The organism is Kitasatospora sp. NPDC004723, from assembly GCF_040609255.1.
In the GTDB taxonomy this organism is placed as follows: Bacteria; Actinomycetota; Actinomycetes; order Streptomycetales; family Streptomycetaceae; genus Kitasatospora.
In genome coordinates, this window is the sequence record NZ_JBEXJT010000003.1 from 208616 (window position 1) to 225209 (window position 16594).

At 73.7% G+C, this 16594-nt stretch carries 15 protein-coding genes; 11 read left to right on the plus strand and 4 right to left on the minus strand.

The genetic code is table 11. The features are described 5' to 3' along the window. Positions 1 to 35 precede the first annotated feature (35 nt). Positions 36 to 1685 carry an FAD-binding oxidoreductase gene (locus tag ABZW10_RS05650; protein WP_355360414.1) on the plus strand — a complete coding sequence of 550 codons (1650 nt, stop codon included), beginning with the start codon at positions 36 to 38 and terminating at the stop codon, positions 1683 to 1685. Next, the gene (locus tag ABZW10_RS05655) at positions 1682 to 2935 is read left to right on the plus strand and encodes an acyltransferase (protein WP_355360417.1); all 1254 of its coding nucleotides are present in this window, start codon (positions 1682 to 1684) and stop codon (positions 2933 to 2935) included. Before ABZW10_RS05650 ends, ABZW10_RS05655 begins: the two co-directional genes overlap by 4 nt. Positions 2936 to 2945: 10 nt before the next feature. On the opposite strand, the gene ABZW10_RS05660 is transcribed toward ABZW10_RS05655, so the two are convergent. Then, on the minus strand, positions 2946 to 3326 hold the full coding sequence (locus ABZW10_RS05660) for a MerR family transcriptional regulator (RefSeq protein ID WP_355360420.1): 381 nt from the start codon (positions 3324 to 3326) through the stop codon (positions 2946 to 2948). Positions 3327 to 3385: 59 nt separating this feature from the next. Between ABZW10_RS05660 and ABZW10_RS05665 the strand changes: the two genes are divergently transcribed. Next, positions 3386 to 4327: an aldo/keto reductase gene (locus tag ABZW10_RS05665; protein WP_355360423.1), complete on the plus strand. Its 942-nt coding sequence runs from the start codon at positions 3386 to 3388 to the stop codon at positions 4325 to 4327. A 181-nt stretch (positions 4328 to 4508) separates the two neighbouring features. On the opposite strand, the gene ABZW10_RS05670 is transcribed toward ABZW10_RS05665, so the two are convergent. Continuing rightward, positions 4509 to 5720, minus strand: a complete 1212-nt coding sequence (locus ABZW10_RS05670; RefSeq protein ID WP_355360426.1) for a serine hydrolase domain-containing protein — start codon at positions 5718 to 5720, stop codon at positions 4509 to 4511. A gap of 216 nt (positions 5721 to 5936) precedes the next feature. On the opposite strand from ABZW10_RS05670, the gene ABZW10_RS05675 reads away from it, so the two are divergent. The 6 genes from ABZW10_RS05675 (at position 5937) to ABZW10_RS05700 (ending at position 11431) form a co-directional block, all read left to right on the plus strand. Then, positions 5937 to 6476 (plus strand): VOC family protein, encoded by a 540-nt coding sequence (locus ABZW10_RS05675; RefSeq protein WP_355360428.1) that lies wholly within the window; start codon positions 5937 to 5939, stop codon positions 6474 to 6476. 5 nt (positions 6477 to 6481) lie between these two features. Continuing rightward, positions 6482 to 7756: an MFS transporter gene (locus ABZW10_RS05680; protein WP_355360430.1), complete on the plus strand. Its 1275-nt coding sequence runs from the start codon at positions 6482 to 6484 to the stop codon at positions 7754 to 7756. Beyond that, positions 7753 to 8739: a transaldolase family protein gene (locus ABZW10_RS05685; protein WP_355360433.1), complete on the plus strand. Its 987-nt coding sequence runs from the start codon at positions 7753 to 7755 to the stop codon at positions 8737 to 8739. The genes ABZW10_RS05680 and ABZW10_RS05685 overlap by 4 nt, the downstream gene beginning before the upstream one ends. Positions 8740 to 8822: 83 nt before the next feature. Beyond that, complete coding sequence (locus ABZW10_RS05690) at positions 8823 to 10136, plus strand: MFS transporter (RefSeq protein ID WP_355360436.1); 1314 nt, start codon at positions 8823 to 8825, stop codon at positions 10134 to 10136. 164 nt (positions 10137 to 10300) lie between these two features. Continuing rightward, positions 10301 to 10954, plus strand: coding sequence for a DUF4937 domain-containing protein (locus ABZW10_RS05695; RefSeq protein WP_355360439.1), 654 nt, complete (start codon positions 10301 to 10303; stop codon positions 10952 to 10954). 63 nt (positions 10955 to 11017) lie between these two features. After that, positions 11018 to 11431 carry a hypothetical protein gene (locus ABZW10_RS05700; protein ID WP_355360442.1) on the plus strand — a complete coding sequence of 138 codons (414 nt, stop codon included), beginning with the start codon at positions 11018 to 11020 and terminating at the stop codon, positions 11429 to 11431. Between the two features lie 54 nt (positions 11432 to 11485). Here the strand turns inward: ABZW10_RS05700 and ABZW10_RS05705 are convergent, their stop codons facing one another. Both ABZW10_RS05705 and ABZW10_RS05710 read right to left on the minus strand, forming a co-directional pair. Then, positions 11486 to 11695, minus strand: a complete 210-nt coding sequence (locus tag ABZW10_RS05705; RefSeq protein WP_355360445.1) for a DUF397 domain-containing protein — start codon at positions 11693 to 11695, stop codon at positions 11486 to 11488. 77 nt (positions 11696 to 11772) lie between these two features. Next, positions 11773 to 14478, minus strand: coding sequence for an AAA family ATPase (locus tag ABZW10_RS05710; RefSeq protein ID WP_355360448.1), 2706 nt, complete (start codon positions 14476 to 14478; stop codon positions 11773 to 11775). 153 nt (positions 14479 to 14631) lie between these two features. On the opposite strand from ABZW10_RS05710, the gene ABZW10_RS05715 reads away from it, so the two are divergent. Together ABZW10_RS05715 and ABZW10_RS05720 are read left to right on the plus strand one after the other, a co-directional pair. Next, the gene (locus ABZW10_RS05715) at positions 14632 to 15009 is read left to right on the plus strand and encodes a nuclear transport factor 2 family protein (RefSeq protein WP_355360451.1); all 378 of its coding nucleotides are present in this window, start codon (positions 14632 to 14634) and stop codon (positions 15007 to 15009) included. A gap of 87 nt (positions 15010 to 15096) precedes the next feature. Further along, complete coding sequence (locus tag ABZW10_RS05720; RefSeq protein WP_355360453.1) at positions 15097 to 16515, plus strand: MFS transporter; 1419 nt, start codon at positions 15097 to 15099, stop codon at positions 16513 to 16515. Positions 16516 to 16594 lie beyond the last annotated feature (79 nt).

Below are 16594 nucleotides of genomic sequence, written 5' to 3' on the forward strand. Positions count from 1 at the left end.
TCCGAATCCCAGAACCAGGAAGTGGGAAGAGTTCCATGCGCAATCTCAGTCGCCGCACGTTCGTGGCCGGTGCCGGGGCGACCATCGGCACCGCCACGGCCGGCGGGCTCCTCGTGCCCGCCGCCCGGGCGGCCGCGGAGGACACCAACGGCTCGGCCTCCAGAACGATCCGCAACGGTGACCTGATCACCGTCACGCCCGACCAGCCGCGCTACGTCGACCTGATATCCGGCTTCAACCCGCGCTGGGAGGCCCGGCCGAAGGGCGTCCGGCTGCCGCGCACCACCGCCCAGGTGGTGCAGGCCGTCCAGGACGCAGCCGACAAGAAGCAGCGGCTCACCATCCGCGGCGGCGGCCACTGCTACGAGGACTTCGTCTACAACGCCGAGGTCGAGGTCGTCGTCGACATGAACCTCATGGACGCGGTCGGCTACGACCCGGGCCGGCGGGCCTTCGAGGTCGAGGCGGGCGCCACCCTGCTCAAGGTCTACCAGACCCTCTACGAGGGCTGGGGCGTCACGATCCCCGGCGGCGTCTGCTACGCGGTCGGCGTCGGCGGGCACGTCACCGGCGGCGGCTACGGCAACCTGTCCCGCAAGCACGGCCTGGTGGTCGACCACCTGTACGCGATCGAGGTGGTCACCCTCGGCGCCGACGGCCGGGCCCGGGCGATCGTCGCCACCCGTGAGGCCAACGACCCGCACCGCGACCTCTGGTGGGCCCACACCGGCGGTGGCGGCGGCAACTTCGGCGTGGTCACCCGGTACTGGTTCCGCTCGCCGGACGCCACCGGCAGCAACCCGTCCGACCAGCTGCCCAAGCCGCCGGCCGAGGTGCTGATCGCCATCCCGAGCTGGTCCTGGGAGAACATCACCCGCACCGGCTTCGCCAACATGGTCCGCGCCTACGGCACCTGGTTCGAGCAGAACAGCGGCCCGGACTCGGACTACACCGGCCTCACCAGCTGGCTGTTCCTGAACCACAAGGTCTCCGGCAGCCTGGTGCTGCTGCTCCAGGTCAACGGCGACGTGCCGCAGGCCGAGCAGCGCGCCAAGGACTTCGTCCAGGGGCTGAGCGACGCGCTCGGCGTGCCGCACACCGGCGACGTGGTCCGGCTGCCGTGGCTCAAGGCGGTCAAGTACATCGGCACCATGGACGGCTCGCAGACCAACCCCCAGCTGCGGGCCGGCCACAAGTCGGCGTACATGAAGAAGGGCTTCCCGGAGAGCCAGATCGCGGCGATCTGGAAGCACCTGACCCGCAGCGACTACACCAACCCGAAGGGCGGCCTGGCCGTGGTCTCCTTCGGCGGGAGGATCAACAGCGTCGCCTCCGACGCCACCGCGCTCCCCCAGCGCGACGCGATCTTCAAGCTGCTGTACCAGACCTACTGGACCGCGCCCGCCGACGACGCCCCCAACACGGCCTGGCTGCAGGAGTTCTACCGCGAGGTGTACGCCGACACCGGCGGCGTCCCGGTCTCCAACCGGGTCACCGACGGGTGCTACGTGAACTACGCGGACCGCGACCTCAGCGACCCGCAGCAGAACACCTCGAACGTCCCGTGGACCACGCTGTACTACAAGGACAACTACCCGAAGCTCCAGCGGGTCAAGCAGACCTACGACCCGAAGGACTTCTTCCGGCACCGCCAGTCGATCCGGCTGCCCGGGAGCGTCCGGTGAGCGCCGCGGCCGGCGGCGCCCCGGCCGGCTCCGGGCGGAACCTCTCCCGGCTGCCGTCGCTGACCGGCATGCGGTGGATCGCCGCGCTGCTGGTCTTCCTGACCCACGTGTCGGTGGCCAAGCCCTTCGACACCCCCGCGCTGAACGACTTCATGTCGGACTACCTCAGCCGGGCCGGCTTCCTGGGCGTCGGATTCTTCTTCGTGCTCAGCGGCTTCGTGCTCACCTGGTCCGCCAAGGAGGGCGACCGGCCCTCGGCCTTCTACCGCCGGCGGCTGTTCAAGCTGTACCCCAACCACGCCGTCACCTGGCTGGTCGGACTGCTGCTGATGGCCCGGGCCGGCGCCGAGCTGACCGCCGCCGGGACGGTGCCCTCGCTGCTGCTGCTGCAGAGCTGGATCCCCTCGCTGGAGGTCATCGGCGGTACCAACGGCCCGAGTTGGTCGCTGGCCTGCGAGGTGCTGTTCTACCTGAGCTTCCCGGTGATCCTGCCGCTGGTGCGGCGGATCCGGCCGGAGCGGCTCTGGCTCTGGGTGGGCGTCATGACGGCGGTGCTGTTCGCGCTGCCGCTGATCGCCCAGCTGCTGCCGGGCAGCCCCAACTCGCCCTGGCAGCCGCTCTCCTTCTGGCGGTACTGGTTCGTCTACTTCCTCCCGGCCGCCCGGCTGCCGGAGTTCGTGCTCGGCATCCTGCTGGCACGGATCGTCCGGACCGGACGCTGGGTGGCCATCGGCTGGCCGGTGGCGGCGCTGCTCACCGTCGCCGGGTACGCGCTGATGATCACACTGCCGGACGCCTGGGGCATGGCCGCGCCGACCGCGCTGCCGGTCGGGCTGCTGATCGCCGCGGTGGCCGCCAGGGACGCCGCGGGGGTGGGGACGCCGTTCGCCGGCCGGACCATGGTCTGGCTCGGCGAGGTCTCCTTCGCCTTCTACATGGTCCACTTCCTGGTGATCCAGTACGGACCGCTCGGCCTCGCGGCGACCGGATCGGCCGGCGCGAACACCTGGAGCACCCCCGGTGCCCTGGGAGTCATGGGGATCACCCTGGCGCTGAGCATCGGCTTCGGCTGGGCGCTGTACCGCCTGGTCGAGGTGCCGGTGATGCGTCGATGGGGTCGGTCCTCCAAGGCCGCGGCCAAGTCCGGTCCGGCCGGCACCGGTTCGGCCTCGACCGCCCCGGCAACGGGATCGGGACCGGGATCGACCCCGGCCACGGCCCCGGTCGCGGGCACCGGAGCGGCGCGCTAGGCCGGCCGCCTCAGGCCGACACCAGCGCGTTCAGCTCGACCACCTCGGCCTCCCGCCGGGCCGCCGCGACGATCCCCGCCAACGCGGCCCGGCTCGCCCCGAGCGACAGCAGCTGCTGGTCGAGCAGGTCGAGCCGCTGCTCCAGCACCTCCAGCATGCAGGGGGCCACCGTGCCGTCGCCGCCCACACAGGGCAGCACGTCCCGGATGGCGCTGGTGGAGAGCCCCGCCCCCAGCAGGGCCCGGATGTGCCGCACCACCGCCGGCGCGTCCTCGTCGTACCGGCGGTGCCCGCCCTCGGGCCGACGGGCCTCCAGCAGGCCCTGCTCCTCGTAGTACCGCAACAGGCGGACGCTGACCCCGGTCCGCGCCGCCAGCTCACCGATCCGCATGTGACACCCCTCACATCCACTTGAATCTCACACGAATGGGAGATTGTACCGTGACCGGCATGACCAACACCGAGATCAACGCCCAGATCGACCGTCAGACCTTCGCCCTCGGAGGCGACTTGACGGTCCGCCGGATCGGCTACGGCACCATGCGCCTCGCCGACACCCCGGACATCAAGCCCACCGAGGCCGTCGTCTGGCACGCGCCCACCCCCCGCGCCGCCGCGCTGGACGTGCTGCGCACCGCCGTCGAGAACGGCGTCCAGCTCATCGACACCGCCGACTCCTACGCCCTCGGCGGCAGCGAGGAGCTGATCGCGGAGGCGCTGCACCCCTACGCCCAGGACGTCGTGGTCGCCACCAAGGTCGGCATGACCCGCCCGAGCCCGTCCGAGTGGGTCCCGGTCGGCCACCCGGCCTACATCCGCCAGCAGGCCGAGCTGAGCCTGCGCCGGCTGCGGGTCGAGCGGATCGACCTGCTGCAGCTGCACCGGATCGACCCCGAGGTGCCGCTGGCCGACCAGATCGGCGCGCTCAAGCAGCTGCAGGACGAGGGCAAGGTCCGGCACATCGGCCTCTCCGAGGTCACCGTCGACGAGCTGAAGCAGGCGCTGGAGATCGCCCCGATCGCCACCGTGCAGAACTGGTACAACCTGGCCACCCGCCAGCACGACGAGGTGGTCGACTTCACCGCCGAGCGCGGCATCGCGTTCATGCCGTTCTTCCCGATCGCCATCGGCGGCCACGCGGGCGAGGACAGCCCGGTCACCGAGGTCGCCCGCGAGGTCGGCGCCACCCCGGCGCAGACCGCGCTCGCCTGGCTGCTGCACCGCTCGCCCAACATCCTGCCGATCCCGGGCACCACGTCCGGGAAGCACCTGGTGGAGAACCTGGGCGCGCTGGCCATCGAGCTGACCGGTGAGCAGTACGCCCGCCTCGACGGCATCGCCGCCGCCGAGGCCGCCAAGGCCGCCGAGGCCGAGGCCGCGGCGGGCGAATGACCGGATCCCCGCCCGGCGGCGTGCTCCGCCGGGCGGGTCGGCCACCGGCTCGGGCTCAGGCTCAGGTCTCGGCTTCGGTCCCGGTCTCGGCTCAGGTACCGGAAAGGGCCCCCTACCCCCGTGGGGGCCCTTTCCCCTGCCGGGCCACCGACGCCACCGGGGCTCCCGGGCCTCCCCGGCCTCACCGCTCCATCAGGCCCAGGTCCGTGACATCGGCGGCCAGCGCCTTGAGCAGCGAGCCGGCCCGCTTGTCGTCCGGACCGAGTGCGATCAGCCGGTTCATGACGTACGAGACGCCGAGGCCGACCCGGGGCCAGGCCTGGTTCGCCGAGCCGCCCCCGCCGTCGTGGCCGAAGGTCTCGCCGTCCGGACCGGGCCGCTCGGCGGTCCGCAGCCGGTAGCCGCCCCCGCCGTACGCCATCACCACGTCGATCAGCTGGTCGGTCTTGCGGGCGTACACCCCTCGGGCCTCGTCCAGCAGGCGGCGGGAGAGCATCAGCGGCCGGTCGTCCAGCGGCCGGCGGGCGTCCTCGGCGAGGATCCCGTAGAAGGTCGAGAAGGCCCGGGCGGTGCCGCTGACGTTGATCGCCGGGATCAGCGCGGAACGGCGCTCCGGCCGGCCCCAGACGCCCTCGTCGTCCGGGAACGGCTGGGGGTTCTGCCAGATCCGCTGGGTCAGCGGGTCGTCGCTCTGGAAGAACCCGGTGAACTGGGGCAGGAAGTTCCTGCCGTAGGTGGTCCGGGCGAGCCGGGACCAGTCGGCCGGGCCGGTGCCGTAGTGGATGTCGAGGTCCAGCGGGACGGCGATCTCCTCGCGGAAGAACCGGTCCAGCGGGCGGCCGTCCACCCGGCGGATCAGCTCCCCGACGATCCAGCCGGCCGACAGCGGCCCGTACAGGATCCCGTCGGCGCGCGGGTCGCTCTCCAGCGGCTGGGCGGCGATCAGGCCGGCCATCAGCAGCGGGTCGTTGGCGTCGTCCTGGGTGACCTGGGTCCAGGTGCCGGGCAGCCGGCCGGTGAAGGTGACCACCTCGCGGACGGTCACCGCGCCCTTGCCCTCGGCCGCGAACTCCGGCCAGTAGTGGGAGACCGGGCGGTCCAGCTCGATCCCGCCGCGGTCGACCAGCTTGAGCAGGGCGGTCACGGTGACGCCCTTGCTCCCCGAGAAGATCGTCTGGAGGGTGTCGCGCTCCCAGCGGGCGCCGGTCAGGTGGTCGGCCGTCCCGCCCCAGAGGTCCACCAGGACCTCCCGGCCGCGGTGCACGGAGAACGCCGCGCCCAGGTCGTCCCGCTCCAGGAGGTTGCGCCCGAACTCCTCGCGGACCCGCTCGAACCCCGGGGCGGTGTACCCCGCGACGTGCACCTCGGACGCGACCGGCGACGCGATCGTCATGTGAACCAACTCCGCTCGAATTGTTGACCTGAAGGGAAATCCGCGATCGGACCGAAAGCAGAACACAACCAGCCGGGGACCGGGAATCCACAGCCCCCCGGTTTGGCACCTTGACAAAGTCCTCCGCCGACCGTTGCCCCCCACCGGGCCGGCGGCCCATTCTCGGAACAGCCGGCGGAACCGCGCCGGACCGGGAACGGACGAAAGAGGATTCCCATGGCCAAGATTCCGGGTGCCCGGGCGGTGCACCACATCGCCTACACCGTGCCGGACCTCCAGCAGGCGGTCGACTTCTTCGTCGACGTCATCGGCGCCGAGCTCGCCTACCGGCTCGGCCCGGTCGAGGACCCGGAGACCGACTGGATGGCGCGCAAGCTCAACGTGGACCCGCGGGCCTCGGCGAACATCGCGATGCTCCGCCTCGGCCCCAACGCCAACCTGGAGCTCTTCGAGTACACCGCCCCCGTCCAGGACCGCGAGCAGCCGCGCAACAGCGACGTCGGCGGGCACCACTTCGCGATCTACGTGGACGACGTCGACAAGGCCGCCGACTACCTGAGCAGGGTCCCCGGCGTCACCATCCTCGGTGACCCCGAGACCATCGAGGACGGACCGATCAAGGGCGACCGCTGGGTCTACTTCACCACCCCCTGGGGCATGAGCATGGAACTCATCAACATGCCCGAGGGAATGCCGTACGAGGACACCACCGAAACCCGCCTCTACCTTCCCACCGAGCACTGGCCGGAGAGCTGACGACAATGCCGCCGAACCGCCCGGAGAAAAGCCCGAAGAGTCAATTCGCCAACGAATCCTCGCACCGTCTCGCATTCCTCTCGCTCGCCCTCGTCGCCTTTGTCGTCGGCACCTCGGAATTCGTCGTGGTCGGCATTCTCGGCCCGATCGCGGACGGTCTGGGAGCGGGGCTGGGCACGGCCGGACTGCTCGTCACCGGCTACGCCCTGGGCATCTCCGTCGGCGGACCGGCCCTCACCGCGCTCACCCTCCGGCTGCCGCGCCGCACCCTGCTGCTCGGCGCGCTCGCCGCCTACGTGGCGGCGAGCGCCGGAGCGGCGGCGGCCGGCGGCATCGGCGTCCTGCTGGCCGCCCGCTGCGTGGCCGGGCTCGCCCACGGGGTGATCGTCGGCGCCGCCACCAGCGTGGCCGTCTCCCTGGCCGGCCCCGGCCGGCAGGGACGGGCGATCTCGCTGGTCTTCGGCGGCATCTCGGTCGCCACCGTGCTCGGCGTCCCGCTCGGCACGCTGGTCGGGCAGTGGCTCGGCTGGCGGGCCGCGCTCACCGCCGTCGCCGTCCTCGGCGCGCTCGCCCTGCTCGCCGTCCGGCGCACCGTGCCGCCGACCGCCGCGATGGGCGCGCCCAGCCTGGCCGGGCAACTGCGCGGCGCGCTCTCCCGGCCGGTGCTCGCCGTACTCGGCACCGCCGTGGTGCTGTTCACCGGCCAGTTCACCGCGTACACCTACCTGGCCGGCTTCCTGGAGGACGTCACCGGCGTCGGCGGCCGGTTCGTCGGCGGCTACCTGCTCGCCTTCGGCACCGCCGCCGCCGTCGGCACCTTCGTCGGCGGCCGGCTGGCCGACCGCCGGGCCGCCGCCACGCTCACCGCCGGCTGCGCCGGGCTGACCGCCGCCCTGCTGGCGCTGCACCTGGGCGGGCACTCCGGTGCGGCGGCCGCCGTGCTGGTCGCCTGCTGGGGACTGGCCGGCTTCGGGCTGGTCCCGGCGCTGCAGTCCCGGATCGTCGAACTCGCAGGACCGGGCGGCGACTTCGCCGCCACCCTGGGCGTCTCGGCGGCCAACGCCGGAATCGCCGCCGGCGCCGCGCTCGGCGGCTGGACGGTCACCGCGCACGGCGTCGGCACGGTCGTGCCGCTCGGCGCCGCGATCTGCCTGGCCGCGCTGCTCGCGGTGGCGGCCGGTGCCCGACTGCGGCCGGCCCCACTCACCACGCCCACCACTGCTCCGCACTCCCTTCCCCTCGATCGCGCACTCGACCGTGAAAGGACCGTCCGAGCATGATCGGCACCCTCGACCGCCCGTCGGTACGCACCTCGCGCCCGGCCGCCGGCCTCGCCGTCTGGTACCAGCACACCCCGTCCGGCCCGGCCGGCCGCGACCGGATCTGGGAGCTCGTCGAGAGCGGGCGGATCACCTCCGTCGCTCTCACCGGGCCCGCCCCGGACGACGAACTCCGCTGGCTCTGCGACCTGTTGTCCCCGCTCCACGAGCGCGGTGACGGCCGCGACGGCCTGGTCTCCGTCCCGGTCGCCGCCCGCAGCCGCAAGGCCTGCGACCAGGTGCACGCCGCCCGCCGGCTCTCCGCCACCGTCCACCGCCCCAACCTGCTGCCCGCCCTGCCCGCCTCCGACCCGGGCCTCGCCGCCCTCACCACCCTGCTCGGCGAGGGCATCGGCGTGCGGCTCGGCCCGCTGCACTCCGTCGCCCGCTACCGGCAGGCCGTCCGCGCCCACCTCGACGGGCTCGAACTCGCCCGCTGGCGCGGCCTCGACCTGGCCGGCATCACCTCGGTCGCGGCCTTCGGCGTCGGCGGCATCGACGTCGAGATCGACGCGCTGCTCGACCGGGCCGGCAGCCACGAGGCCAAAGCCCTGCGCGGCATGGCCGGCACCGCCACCACCCGGCTCGCCCGCGACGTCCACGCCGACGCGCACTGCACCGACGCCTCCACCCGCTGGCGTGCCCTCGCCGCGGCCGGCGCCCGCCCGCAGCACCTCGTCTGGACCCAGCTCTACCACGGCGTACCCGGCCACCAGACCGCCCGCTACCTGGACGCGCTCGCCACCCCCGGCTCGTGCGTCGAACTGTGCGCCCCCACCCTGGAGACCCTCGACGGCACCTCGGAGATCCGCAGCCGGCGCAGTACGCGCGAGGAGCAGGACGCGCACGCGTTCACCGACCGGCTGGTCTCCTACCTGCGCTGGTTCGACATCAACCACGAGACCGTCCTGCGCTCCCTCGACGCCGCCCACGCCCACCACTGAGCACCGCTGAGCACCGTTGAGCACCGTTGAGCACCGCTGACCGCCGCTGACTCTGCTGACCACACCCCTCCGGGAGCCCGCTCATGGCACCGCAGCTCCACCTGGACCTCACCGCCTCCCCGTCGGACGCCCTCCCCTCGCCCCCGGTGCGGCGGATGGCCCTCGCCACCGGTGTGGTGGCGCTCGGCGGGCTGCTGTTCGGTTTCGACACCGGCGTCATCTCCGGTGCCCTGCTCTTCCTCAAGGAGCAGCTGGCGCTGAACTCCTTCCAGGAGGGCGCGGTGATCTCGGCCCTGCTGCTCGGCGCCGCCGTCGGCGCCCTGGCCGGCGCCCGCCCGGCCGACCGCTTCGGCCGCCGCAAGGCGCTGATCGGCATCTCGGCCACCTTCACCGTCGGCCTGGCGCTGGCCGCCGTGGCCCCGGACTTCTGGACGCTGCTGGCCGCCCGGGCCGTGCTCGGCCTGGCGGTCGGCAGCGCGTCGACGATCGTCCCGCTCTACCTCGCGGAGATCGCCCCACCGCGGCTGCGGGGCCGGATGATCACGGTGAACCAGATCCTGCTGACGGTGGGCATCCTGGTCTCCTACCTGGTCAACCTGGCCTTCGCGGGCGGCGGCGACTGGCGCGCCATGTTCGCCGTCGGGCTGATCCCCTCGGTGGCGATGCTGATCGGCACCCTCTTCATCCCGGAGACCCCGGCCTGGCTCGACGGGCGGCCCTCCCCCGCCCGCCCGCGCGCCGACCGGCCGCGCGCCCTGCTGTCCACCCCCGGCGCCCGCGCCGCCCTGCTCATCGGCGTCACGCTGGCGGCCGTCCAGCAGTTCGGCGGCATCAACTCGATCATCTACTACGCCCCCAGCATCATGGCCCGCGCCGGACTGCCCGCCACCAGCTCGATCGGCTACTCCGTCGCGATCGGCACGGTGAACGTCCTGCTCACCGTCGCCGCCATCCCCCTGATCGACCGCGTCGGCCGCCGCCCCCTGCTGCTCTGCTCCCTCGCCGGCATGGCCGTCTCCCTCGCCGCCCTCGGCATCGTCCTCGGCCCCGCCCACCCCGGCCCGCTCGGCAACGCCGTCGCCCTGGTGGCGATGACCGCCTACGTCGGCTCCTTCGCCATCGGCCTCGGCCCGGTCTTCTGGATCCTCGCCGCCGAGATCTTCCCGCCCGAGTCCCGCGCCCGCGGCACCGGCCTGTGCGCCCTGGTCAACTGGGCCGCCAACTTCGTGGTCGGCCAGGCCTTCCTCCCCACCGCCGACGCGGTCGGCGAGCGCTGGGTCTTCTGGTTCTTCGCCGCGGTCTCGCTCGCCGCCGTCCTGTTCGTCGCCCGCCGCGTCCCCGAGACCAAGAACCGCTCCCTCCCGGAGATCCAGCACGCCCTGGCCACCGCCCGATGACGGCCCGGTCCGCACCCCCGTCCCCGTCCCCGCTGCCGCCGCCACCGCTGTCGCCGCTCGCACGCGGGGCCACCGCACTGGCCCGTTGGCGCGCCGGAGCCCCATGAGGCAGGTTCTTCGTTACGGAGTAGGAAGTCGGCCGGTCCGACTTCCTACTCCGTCGTATGCGGGAAGGGCTGACGCGCATGTGGGGCAAGTGGATCGGTTGCGAGGTGCCGGAGGACGGGCGGGAGCGGTTCTCCGATGCTCAGCGGGCCTGGGCGGCGATCGGGGACCAGCCGGGGCTGATCGGGCAGGTGGGCGGCTGGGAGGGCGGGTATGCCCGGGTCCTTGGTCTGTGGGCCGACGAGGAAGCGTACGGGCGGTTCATGCGGGAGCGGCACGACGCGGTGGTCGCGGCGAGCGGCCAGGGCGGGACGTACACCGCGATCGAGGCGGGTACGGGTGCGGTCCTCCTGGAGATGGCCGGTAATGCGGCCGATCTGCGCGGCGCACTTGGGACGGCCGCCCTGCTGCGGGTCGCCGACTGCCGGTTGCGGCCCGGCCGGGCGGCGCACTTCATGGACGTGCAGCGCGAGGTGTGGGCGCCTGGCATGGCGGCGGCCGGGGGCATGCTCGGCGGTGTCGTCACCCGGCTGGACCCGCAGCGCTACCTGGTCACCACCCTGTGGTCCGACGCCGCCGCCCACGAGCAGTACGCCGCCGAGCACTTGCCCGCCCTGCACGAGCGCGCGGCGGTCACGGACGACGTGCACGCGCTGACCGGTCATCGGCTGGCCCTGGAGCCGGCCTGGACGGTGCCGCCTGTCGACGAATGACGGCGAGGGCTCGGGGATGAACGAGATTGAACGCGGCTGAAGGTCAACAAGCTGTCGGAGCCGGTGCCCGGAGCGCCCCTGCGGCCCGCGGACCCCGGCAAGCCGGTGTTCCTGCGGCCCACGATCCTCGGACTGTTGATCCCGGCGATCCTGGTCTCGCTGATCGTGCTGCTGGAGAAGGACGACCCCGAGTACGCCAAGACGGGCGACTGCATCCACAACAACAACCCGATCGTCCTGCCCGGCGTCGGGGACAACAATCCGGACGTCGTGGTGGTCCCGTGCTCCGACCCGAAGGCCGAGCACCGCGTGGTCGGGCGCAAGGACGACACGGATGACGGTGAGAACGTGTGCCGGGCGTTCCCCGAGGCCGACGGCTACTTCACCTACAAGCGGGGCGACCACAAGTACACCCTCTGCCTGCAGGACCTGAAGCCGCAGCCGAAGCTGACGCTGCCGCCGACGCTCGGGCTGTAGCAATGATGGCCCTGACCGATGCGTCGGTCAGGACCATCGGCGTCCGGGCGGCGGTCAGAGCGTTCCGAACTCCCCGGCCCGGACTGCGTCGACGAACGCGGTGAAGGCGGCGGCGGGGAAGACGAGCGCGGGACCGGACGGGTCCTTGGAGTCACGGACGGGGACAGCACCGGGGAAGTCCGGAGCAACCTCTACACACTCACCGCCCTGGCCGCTGTACGTGCTCTTGCGCCACCGAGCGCTGGCAAGGTCGATGTGCTGCATGGGCTCCCAACTCCTTCCAACGGTCGTCTTGACACAGGGCTTTGACCCACAGCCGAGCGTAATCCGTCCCCGTCCCCTCAGAACAGCGCCACCAGCTCCGTCCGCGAGGCGATCCCCAGCTTCGGGTACGCCTTGTACAGGTGGTGCCCCACCGTCCTCGGGCTGAGGAAGAGCTGCGCCGCGATGTCCCGGTTGGTGAGCCCCTGCGCCGCCAGCCGGGCGATCTGCAACTCCTGCGGGGTGAGCACCGTGAGCGCCCCCGCCGGAGCGGCCGGGGCCGCCGCCGTGCCGGTGGCGGTCAGCTCGGCACGGGCGCGCTCCGCCCACGGCGCCGCGCCCAGCCGTTCGAAGGTCTCCAGCGCCGCGCTCAGGTGCGGCCTGGCGTCCGTCCGCCGCCGCTCGCGCCGTAGCCACTCGCCGTACAGCAGCGCCGTCCGTGCCTGCTCGAACGGGCGCTGCGTGCCTTCGTGCAGGTCCAGCGCCGAGCGGTACGCGGACTCGGCCAACTCGTCCGGCCCCAGCAGTGCCTGGCAGCGCAGCCGTACCGCCTCCGCCCACGGCGCCCTCGCCGCGGCCGCCCAGCGGGCGAAGCGCTCGTAGGGCTCCGCCGCCCGCTCCGGCGAGCCCAGCCGGACCGCCGCCTCGACGAGGTCGGCCACCGCCCGGGTCGCGCCGATGTGGTGCCGGTAGGGCCCGGTGGTGAGCGTGTGCAGCCGGTCTGCGGCAGCCGCCGCGCGGCCGCGCCCGAGGTCCAGCAGGGCGAGCGCCCACTGCGCCCAGGGCTCACCGGCGGCGGACGCGGACGAGCCGGAGACAAGGGCGTCGGCGGCCAGCTCCGCGCACCGCTCGTCGGCGCCGCCCAGTGCCGCCAAACACGCCAGCATTCCGGCGAGTTGGCTGGTCCACTGGTGCTGACCGGTGTCCCGGGCGAGCGCGTACCCCTCCGCTGCCGTGACCTCCGCATCGCGGTGCCGCCCGTGGAACAACTCGGCCTCGGCCAGGAAGAACTGGAGCGTGGGCAGCACCCCCACCCTCCCCTTGGCCCGGGCTTCGGCGATCAGATCGGCGGCCAGCTCCAGCGTCTCGTGGTCGCGTCCGAGGACGAGCGCCGCACCGCACAGCTGCACCAGGTCGACCGGGCTCTCCGCCCCCGCCTTCCGCGCCGCCTCGGCGGTCGTCCGCACGTCGGGCACGGGTCCGGCGGCGGGGCGTCCCAGGGCCGGCAGTACGGCGGCCGGCAGGTCCAGGGCCAGCGGGGCGAGCGGTTCGTCAGGGCCGAGCGGGAGGGCGGCCAGCCGGTCGAGCACGGTGGCCACCGGCTCCTCGCCGACGTACCAGGCGGCGTGGAAGGCCTGGAGCAGCATCCGTGCCGCGTACGCGGGCTCGATGTCGGTGGCGGCGGCGTCCAGCAGCAGCCGGTACGCCGCCGGGTAGGCGCCACGCCAGAAGTGCGCGACCGCCCGGACCTGATCCAGCAGGGCGTGCGCGAAGACGCTGTCGGTGCGCGCCCCGGCCCGGTCGGCCAGCGCCTCCGCCTGCGCCAACTTCCCCTCCTCGGTGGCTGCTTCGGCGGCTAGCACCAGCCGGCGAGTGGCGCCGTCGCGGTCCGGGGTGAGCCCGGCGGCGCGCTCGTAGGCGGCCGCCGCGCCGCCGTGCGCACCGCGCGCCTCGGCGCGTCGGGCGGTGAGCTCCAGGGCATCGGCGAGGTCGGCGTCGGGCGCGGTGGCGGCCAGCGCGAGGTGCCAGGTGCGCCGGTCGCCGTCCTCCAGGACCTCGCCGATCGCCCGGTGAACGGCCAACCGTTTTTGCAGGGGCGTCCGTTGGAGGACCGCGGCACGCAGCAGCGGATGCCGGAAGACGAGCCTGCGCTCGGCGCTGACGGTGATCAGCCGGACCCGTTCGGCGGGAGCGAGCGCCCCGGCGTCCACCCCGAGCTCGGCGGCGGCGGCCAGCACGACGTCCAGTTCGCCGTTCTCCTCGGCCGCGGCGACCAGGAGCAGCGTCTGGGTGGCCGCCGGCAGTCCGGTCACCTGGCCGTGGAAGGCCATCAGCAGCCGGCTGGTGAGCGCCAGCCCTCCGGACGCGCAGTCCGCCTCCGCCCAAGGGAGTTCGACGAGCGCCAGGGGGTTGCCCGCCGCCTCGGCGAGCAGGCGCCGGCGGGCCGGTTCGGGCAGCGCCCCACCCGCGCGGTCGGCGAGCAGCCGGACGGCGTCCGTCTCGGCGAGCCCGGTCAGCCGCAGCTCCGGGAGCCCGGCGAGCGGCAGCACCTCGGCCCCGGCCCCCGCGTCCCGGGCGGCGAGCAGCAGCGCGACGCCCTCCGCCTGGAGCCGGCGGGCCGCGATCAGCAGTGCGTCCAGCGAGGGCGGGTCCAGCCACTGCACATCGTCGACGACGCACAACAGCGGCTGGTCGAGGGCGAGTTCCGCCAGCAGCCCGAGCGTGGCCAGCCCGGCGAGCAGCCGGTCCGCGCCGCCGGTCGTCTCCCCGAGACCGAACGCGCCCTCCAGCGACCGGCGTTGCGGCCCGGGCAGGGCCTCCAGCCGGTCGAGCCCCGGTGCCAGCAGCTGGCTGAGACCGGCGAAGGCGAGTTCGGCCTCGTACTCGACGCCGGCCGCCCTGATCACCCGGACGCCGTCCCCCGCCGTCGCCACCGCGTGTTCCAGCAGCGCCGTCTTGCCGATCCCCGGCTCACCGCGCAGTACCAGCACCCCGCTGCGGCCGCCCCGCGCCCCGTCGAGCAGCGCGTCGACGGCGGCCCGCTCCCGTTCCCGTCCGTACAGCACCCCGGTCTCCCTCCCGATACGCCCGACCCTACTGGCGGCGGCGTACGTACACCGCTACCTATCCGTGACGGATTCGCCCGCTGCCCGCCGTCCGTACCGTCTTGACCAGCGGGAACGACCCGCCAACAGCCCTACCGGACAGGGGAGAAGACCATGACCGCCACCCAGCCGACCGACCTCCGCCAGCTCGCCGCCCGCTACCTCGCCGCCTGGAACGAGACCGACCCGGCCGCCCGCCGGAAGCTGGTCGACGAGGCCTGGGCCGAGGACGGCAGCTACACCGACCCGCTGGCCGCCGTTTCCGGCCGCGAGGGCGTCGACGCGCTGATCGGCGCCGCCCAGGCGCAGTTCCCCGGCCTGGTGTTCACCCTGGGCCCGGTCGACGCCCACCACGACATCGCACGTTTCACGTGGAACCTCGGCCCGGCCGGCGAGGAGCCGCTGGTCATCGGCTTCGACGTGCTGGTCGCCGACGCGGCGGGCCGGATCGCCTCGGTGTACGGCTTCCTCGACCGCGTCCCGGGCGCCTGAGGTCGACACCGCCCCTTCGACCGGCGGGGGCGGGCGCCCCGGTGCCCACCCCCGCCGTTCCCCCAACACGCCACAGGAGACGAAGAGTTGTCCAGGACGCTCACCGCCCGTCCGACCGCCCACGCGACCTCGGCCGTCGCCGCCCCGCGCGGTCTGCTGCCGGTCCTCCTGACCGCGACCTTCATGACCGCCCTCGACGTCTTCGTCGTCAACGTCGCCATCCCCTCCCTGCAGACCGATCTGCGGGCCGGACCGGCCGCCGTCCAGTGGGTGGTCGCCGGCTTCGGCCTCGCCCTCGCCGTCGGACTGATCACCGCCGGCCGGCTCGGCGACCGCTACGGCCGGCGCCGGCTGTTCGAGCTCGGCCTGGCCCTGTTCACCCTGGCCTCGGCGGCCTGCGGCCTGGCGCCGACCGCGGGCGCGCTGGTCGCCGCCCGGGTGGCCCAGGGGCTGGCCGCGGCGCTGATGAGTCCGCAGGTGCTGGCGATCCTGCGGACGGCGTACAGCGGTGCGGCACAGGCCCGGGCGTTCTCGATGTACGGGCTGACCATGGGGATCGGCGCCGTCTTCGGCCAGCTGATCGGCGGCGTGCTGATCCGCGCCGACCTGTTCGGCCTGGACTGGCGCAGCTGCTTCCTGCTCAACCTGCCGGTCGGCCTGGCCGCCCTCGCGCTGGTGCGGCGCTGCCTGCCCGAGTCGCGCGCCCCGCACCGGCCGGGCCTGGACCCGGTGGGCGTCGCGCTGGTCACCGTCGCGCTGACCGGCCTGGTGCTGCCGCTGATCCAGGGCCCCGGGGCCGGCTGGCCGCTGTGGACCTGGCTCTGCCTGGGCGCCTCGATCGCCCTGCTCGCGCTCTTCGCCGTCCACCAGCACCGCGGCGGCCTGGCGGGCCGCTCACCGCTGCTCGACACCCGGCTGTTCGCCGGCCGCGCGTTCACCACCGGTCTGCTCGCGCAGCTGGCCTTCTCGCTCGGCCAGGGGTCGTTCTTCCTGGTGCTCGCCCTCTACCTCCAGCCGGGCCACGGCCTGGACGCGCTCGGCGCGGGCCTGGTCTTCACTGCGATCGGCCTCGGCTACCTGGTGACCTCCACCGCCGTGCACCGCGTCACCGCCCGGCTGGGCCGGCAGACGATCGCGCTCGGCGGGCTGCTGATGGCCGCCGGGCTGGGCCTGCTCGGCCTCGCGGTGCACGCCACGGGCACCACCGGCAGCGTCTGGTGGCTGGCGCCCGGCCTGTTCGTGGACGGGCTCGGGATGGGCCTGGTGATCGCCCCGGTGACGTCCGCGGTGCTGGCGGTCGTCGAACCGCGGCTGGCCGGCTCGGCGGCGGGCCTGGTGGCCACCGTCCAGCAGGTGGCGGGGGCGCTCGGGGTCGCGCTGATCGGCATCCTGTACTACGCCGCCGCCGACCCGGCCACCGCGTTCGGGCGCAGCCTCGCGGCGCTGGCGGTGCTGGAGGTGCTGCTCGCGGGCCTGGTCCAGCTGCTGCCGCGCCGCACGGGGTGAGCCACTGGGCACCGGGGGGAGGGGGGCGCCTCGCGGAGCGTCCCCTCTCCCTGCCGCTTTCCCTGCCGCCCTCCCGTTC

Coding starts and splice junctions, on each gene's coding strand:
- ABZW10_RS05695 (WP_355360439.1), top strand. CDS start 10,301: ATGCGGGAAGGGCTGACGCGCATGTGGGGCAAGTGGATCGGTTGCGAG.
- ABZW10_RS05675 (WP_355360428.1), top strand. CDS start 5,937: ATGGCCAAGATTCCGGGTGCCCGGGCGGTGCACCACATCGCCTACACC.
- ABZW10_RS05650 (WP_355360414.1), top strand. CDS start 36: ATGCGCAATCTCAGTCGCCGCACGTTCGTGGCCGGTGCCGGGGCGACC.
- ABZW10_RS05685 (WP_355360433.1), top strand. CDS start 7,753: ATGATCGGCACCCTCGACCGCCCGTCGGTACGCACCTCGCGCCCGGCC.
- ABZW10_RS05715 (WP_355360451.1), top strand. CDS start 14,632: ATGACCGCCACCCAGCCGACCGACCTCCGCCAGCTCGCCGCCCGCTAC.
- ABZW10_RS05705 (WP_355360445.1), bottom strand. CDS start 11,695: ATGCAGCACATCGACCTTGCCAGCGCTCGGTGGCGCAAGAGCACGTAC.
- ABZW10_RS05670 (WP_355360426.1), bottom strand. CDS start 5,720: ATGACGATCGCGTCGCCGGTCGCGTCCGAGGTGCACGTCGCGGGGTAC.
- ABZW10_RS05665 (WP_355360423.1), top strand. CDS start 3,386: ATGACCAACACCGAGATCAACGCCCAGATCGACCGTCAGACCTTCGCC.
- ABZW10_RS05660 (WP_355360420.1), bottom strand. CDS start 3,326: ATGCGGATCGGTGAGCTGGCGGCGCGGACCGGGGTCAGCGTCCGCCTG.
- ABZW10_RS05680 (WP_355360430.1), top strand. CDS start 6,482: ATGCCGCCGAACCGCCCGGAGAAAAGCCCGAAGAGTCAATTCGCCAAC.
- ABZW10_RS05690 (WP_355360436.1), top strand. CDS start 8,823: ATGGCACCGCAGCTCCACCTGGACCTCACCGCCTCCCCGTCGGACGCC.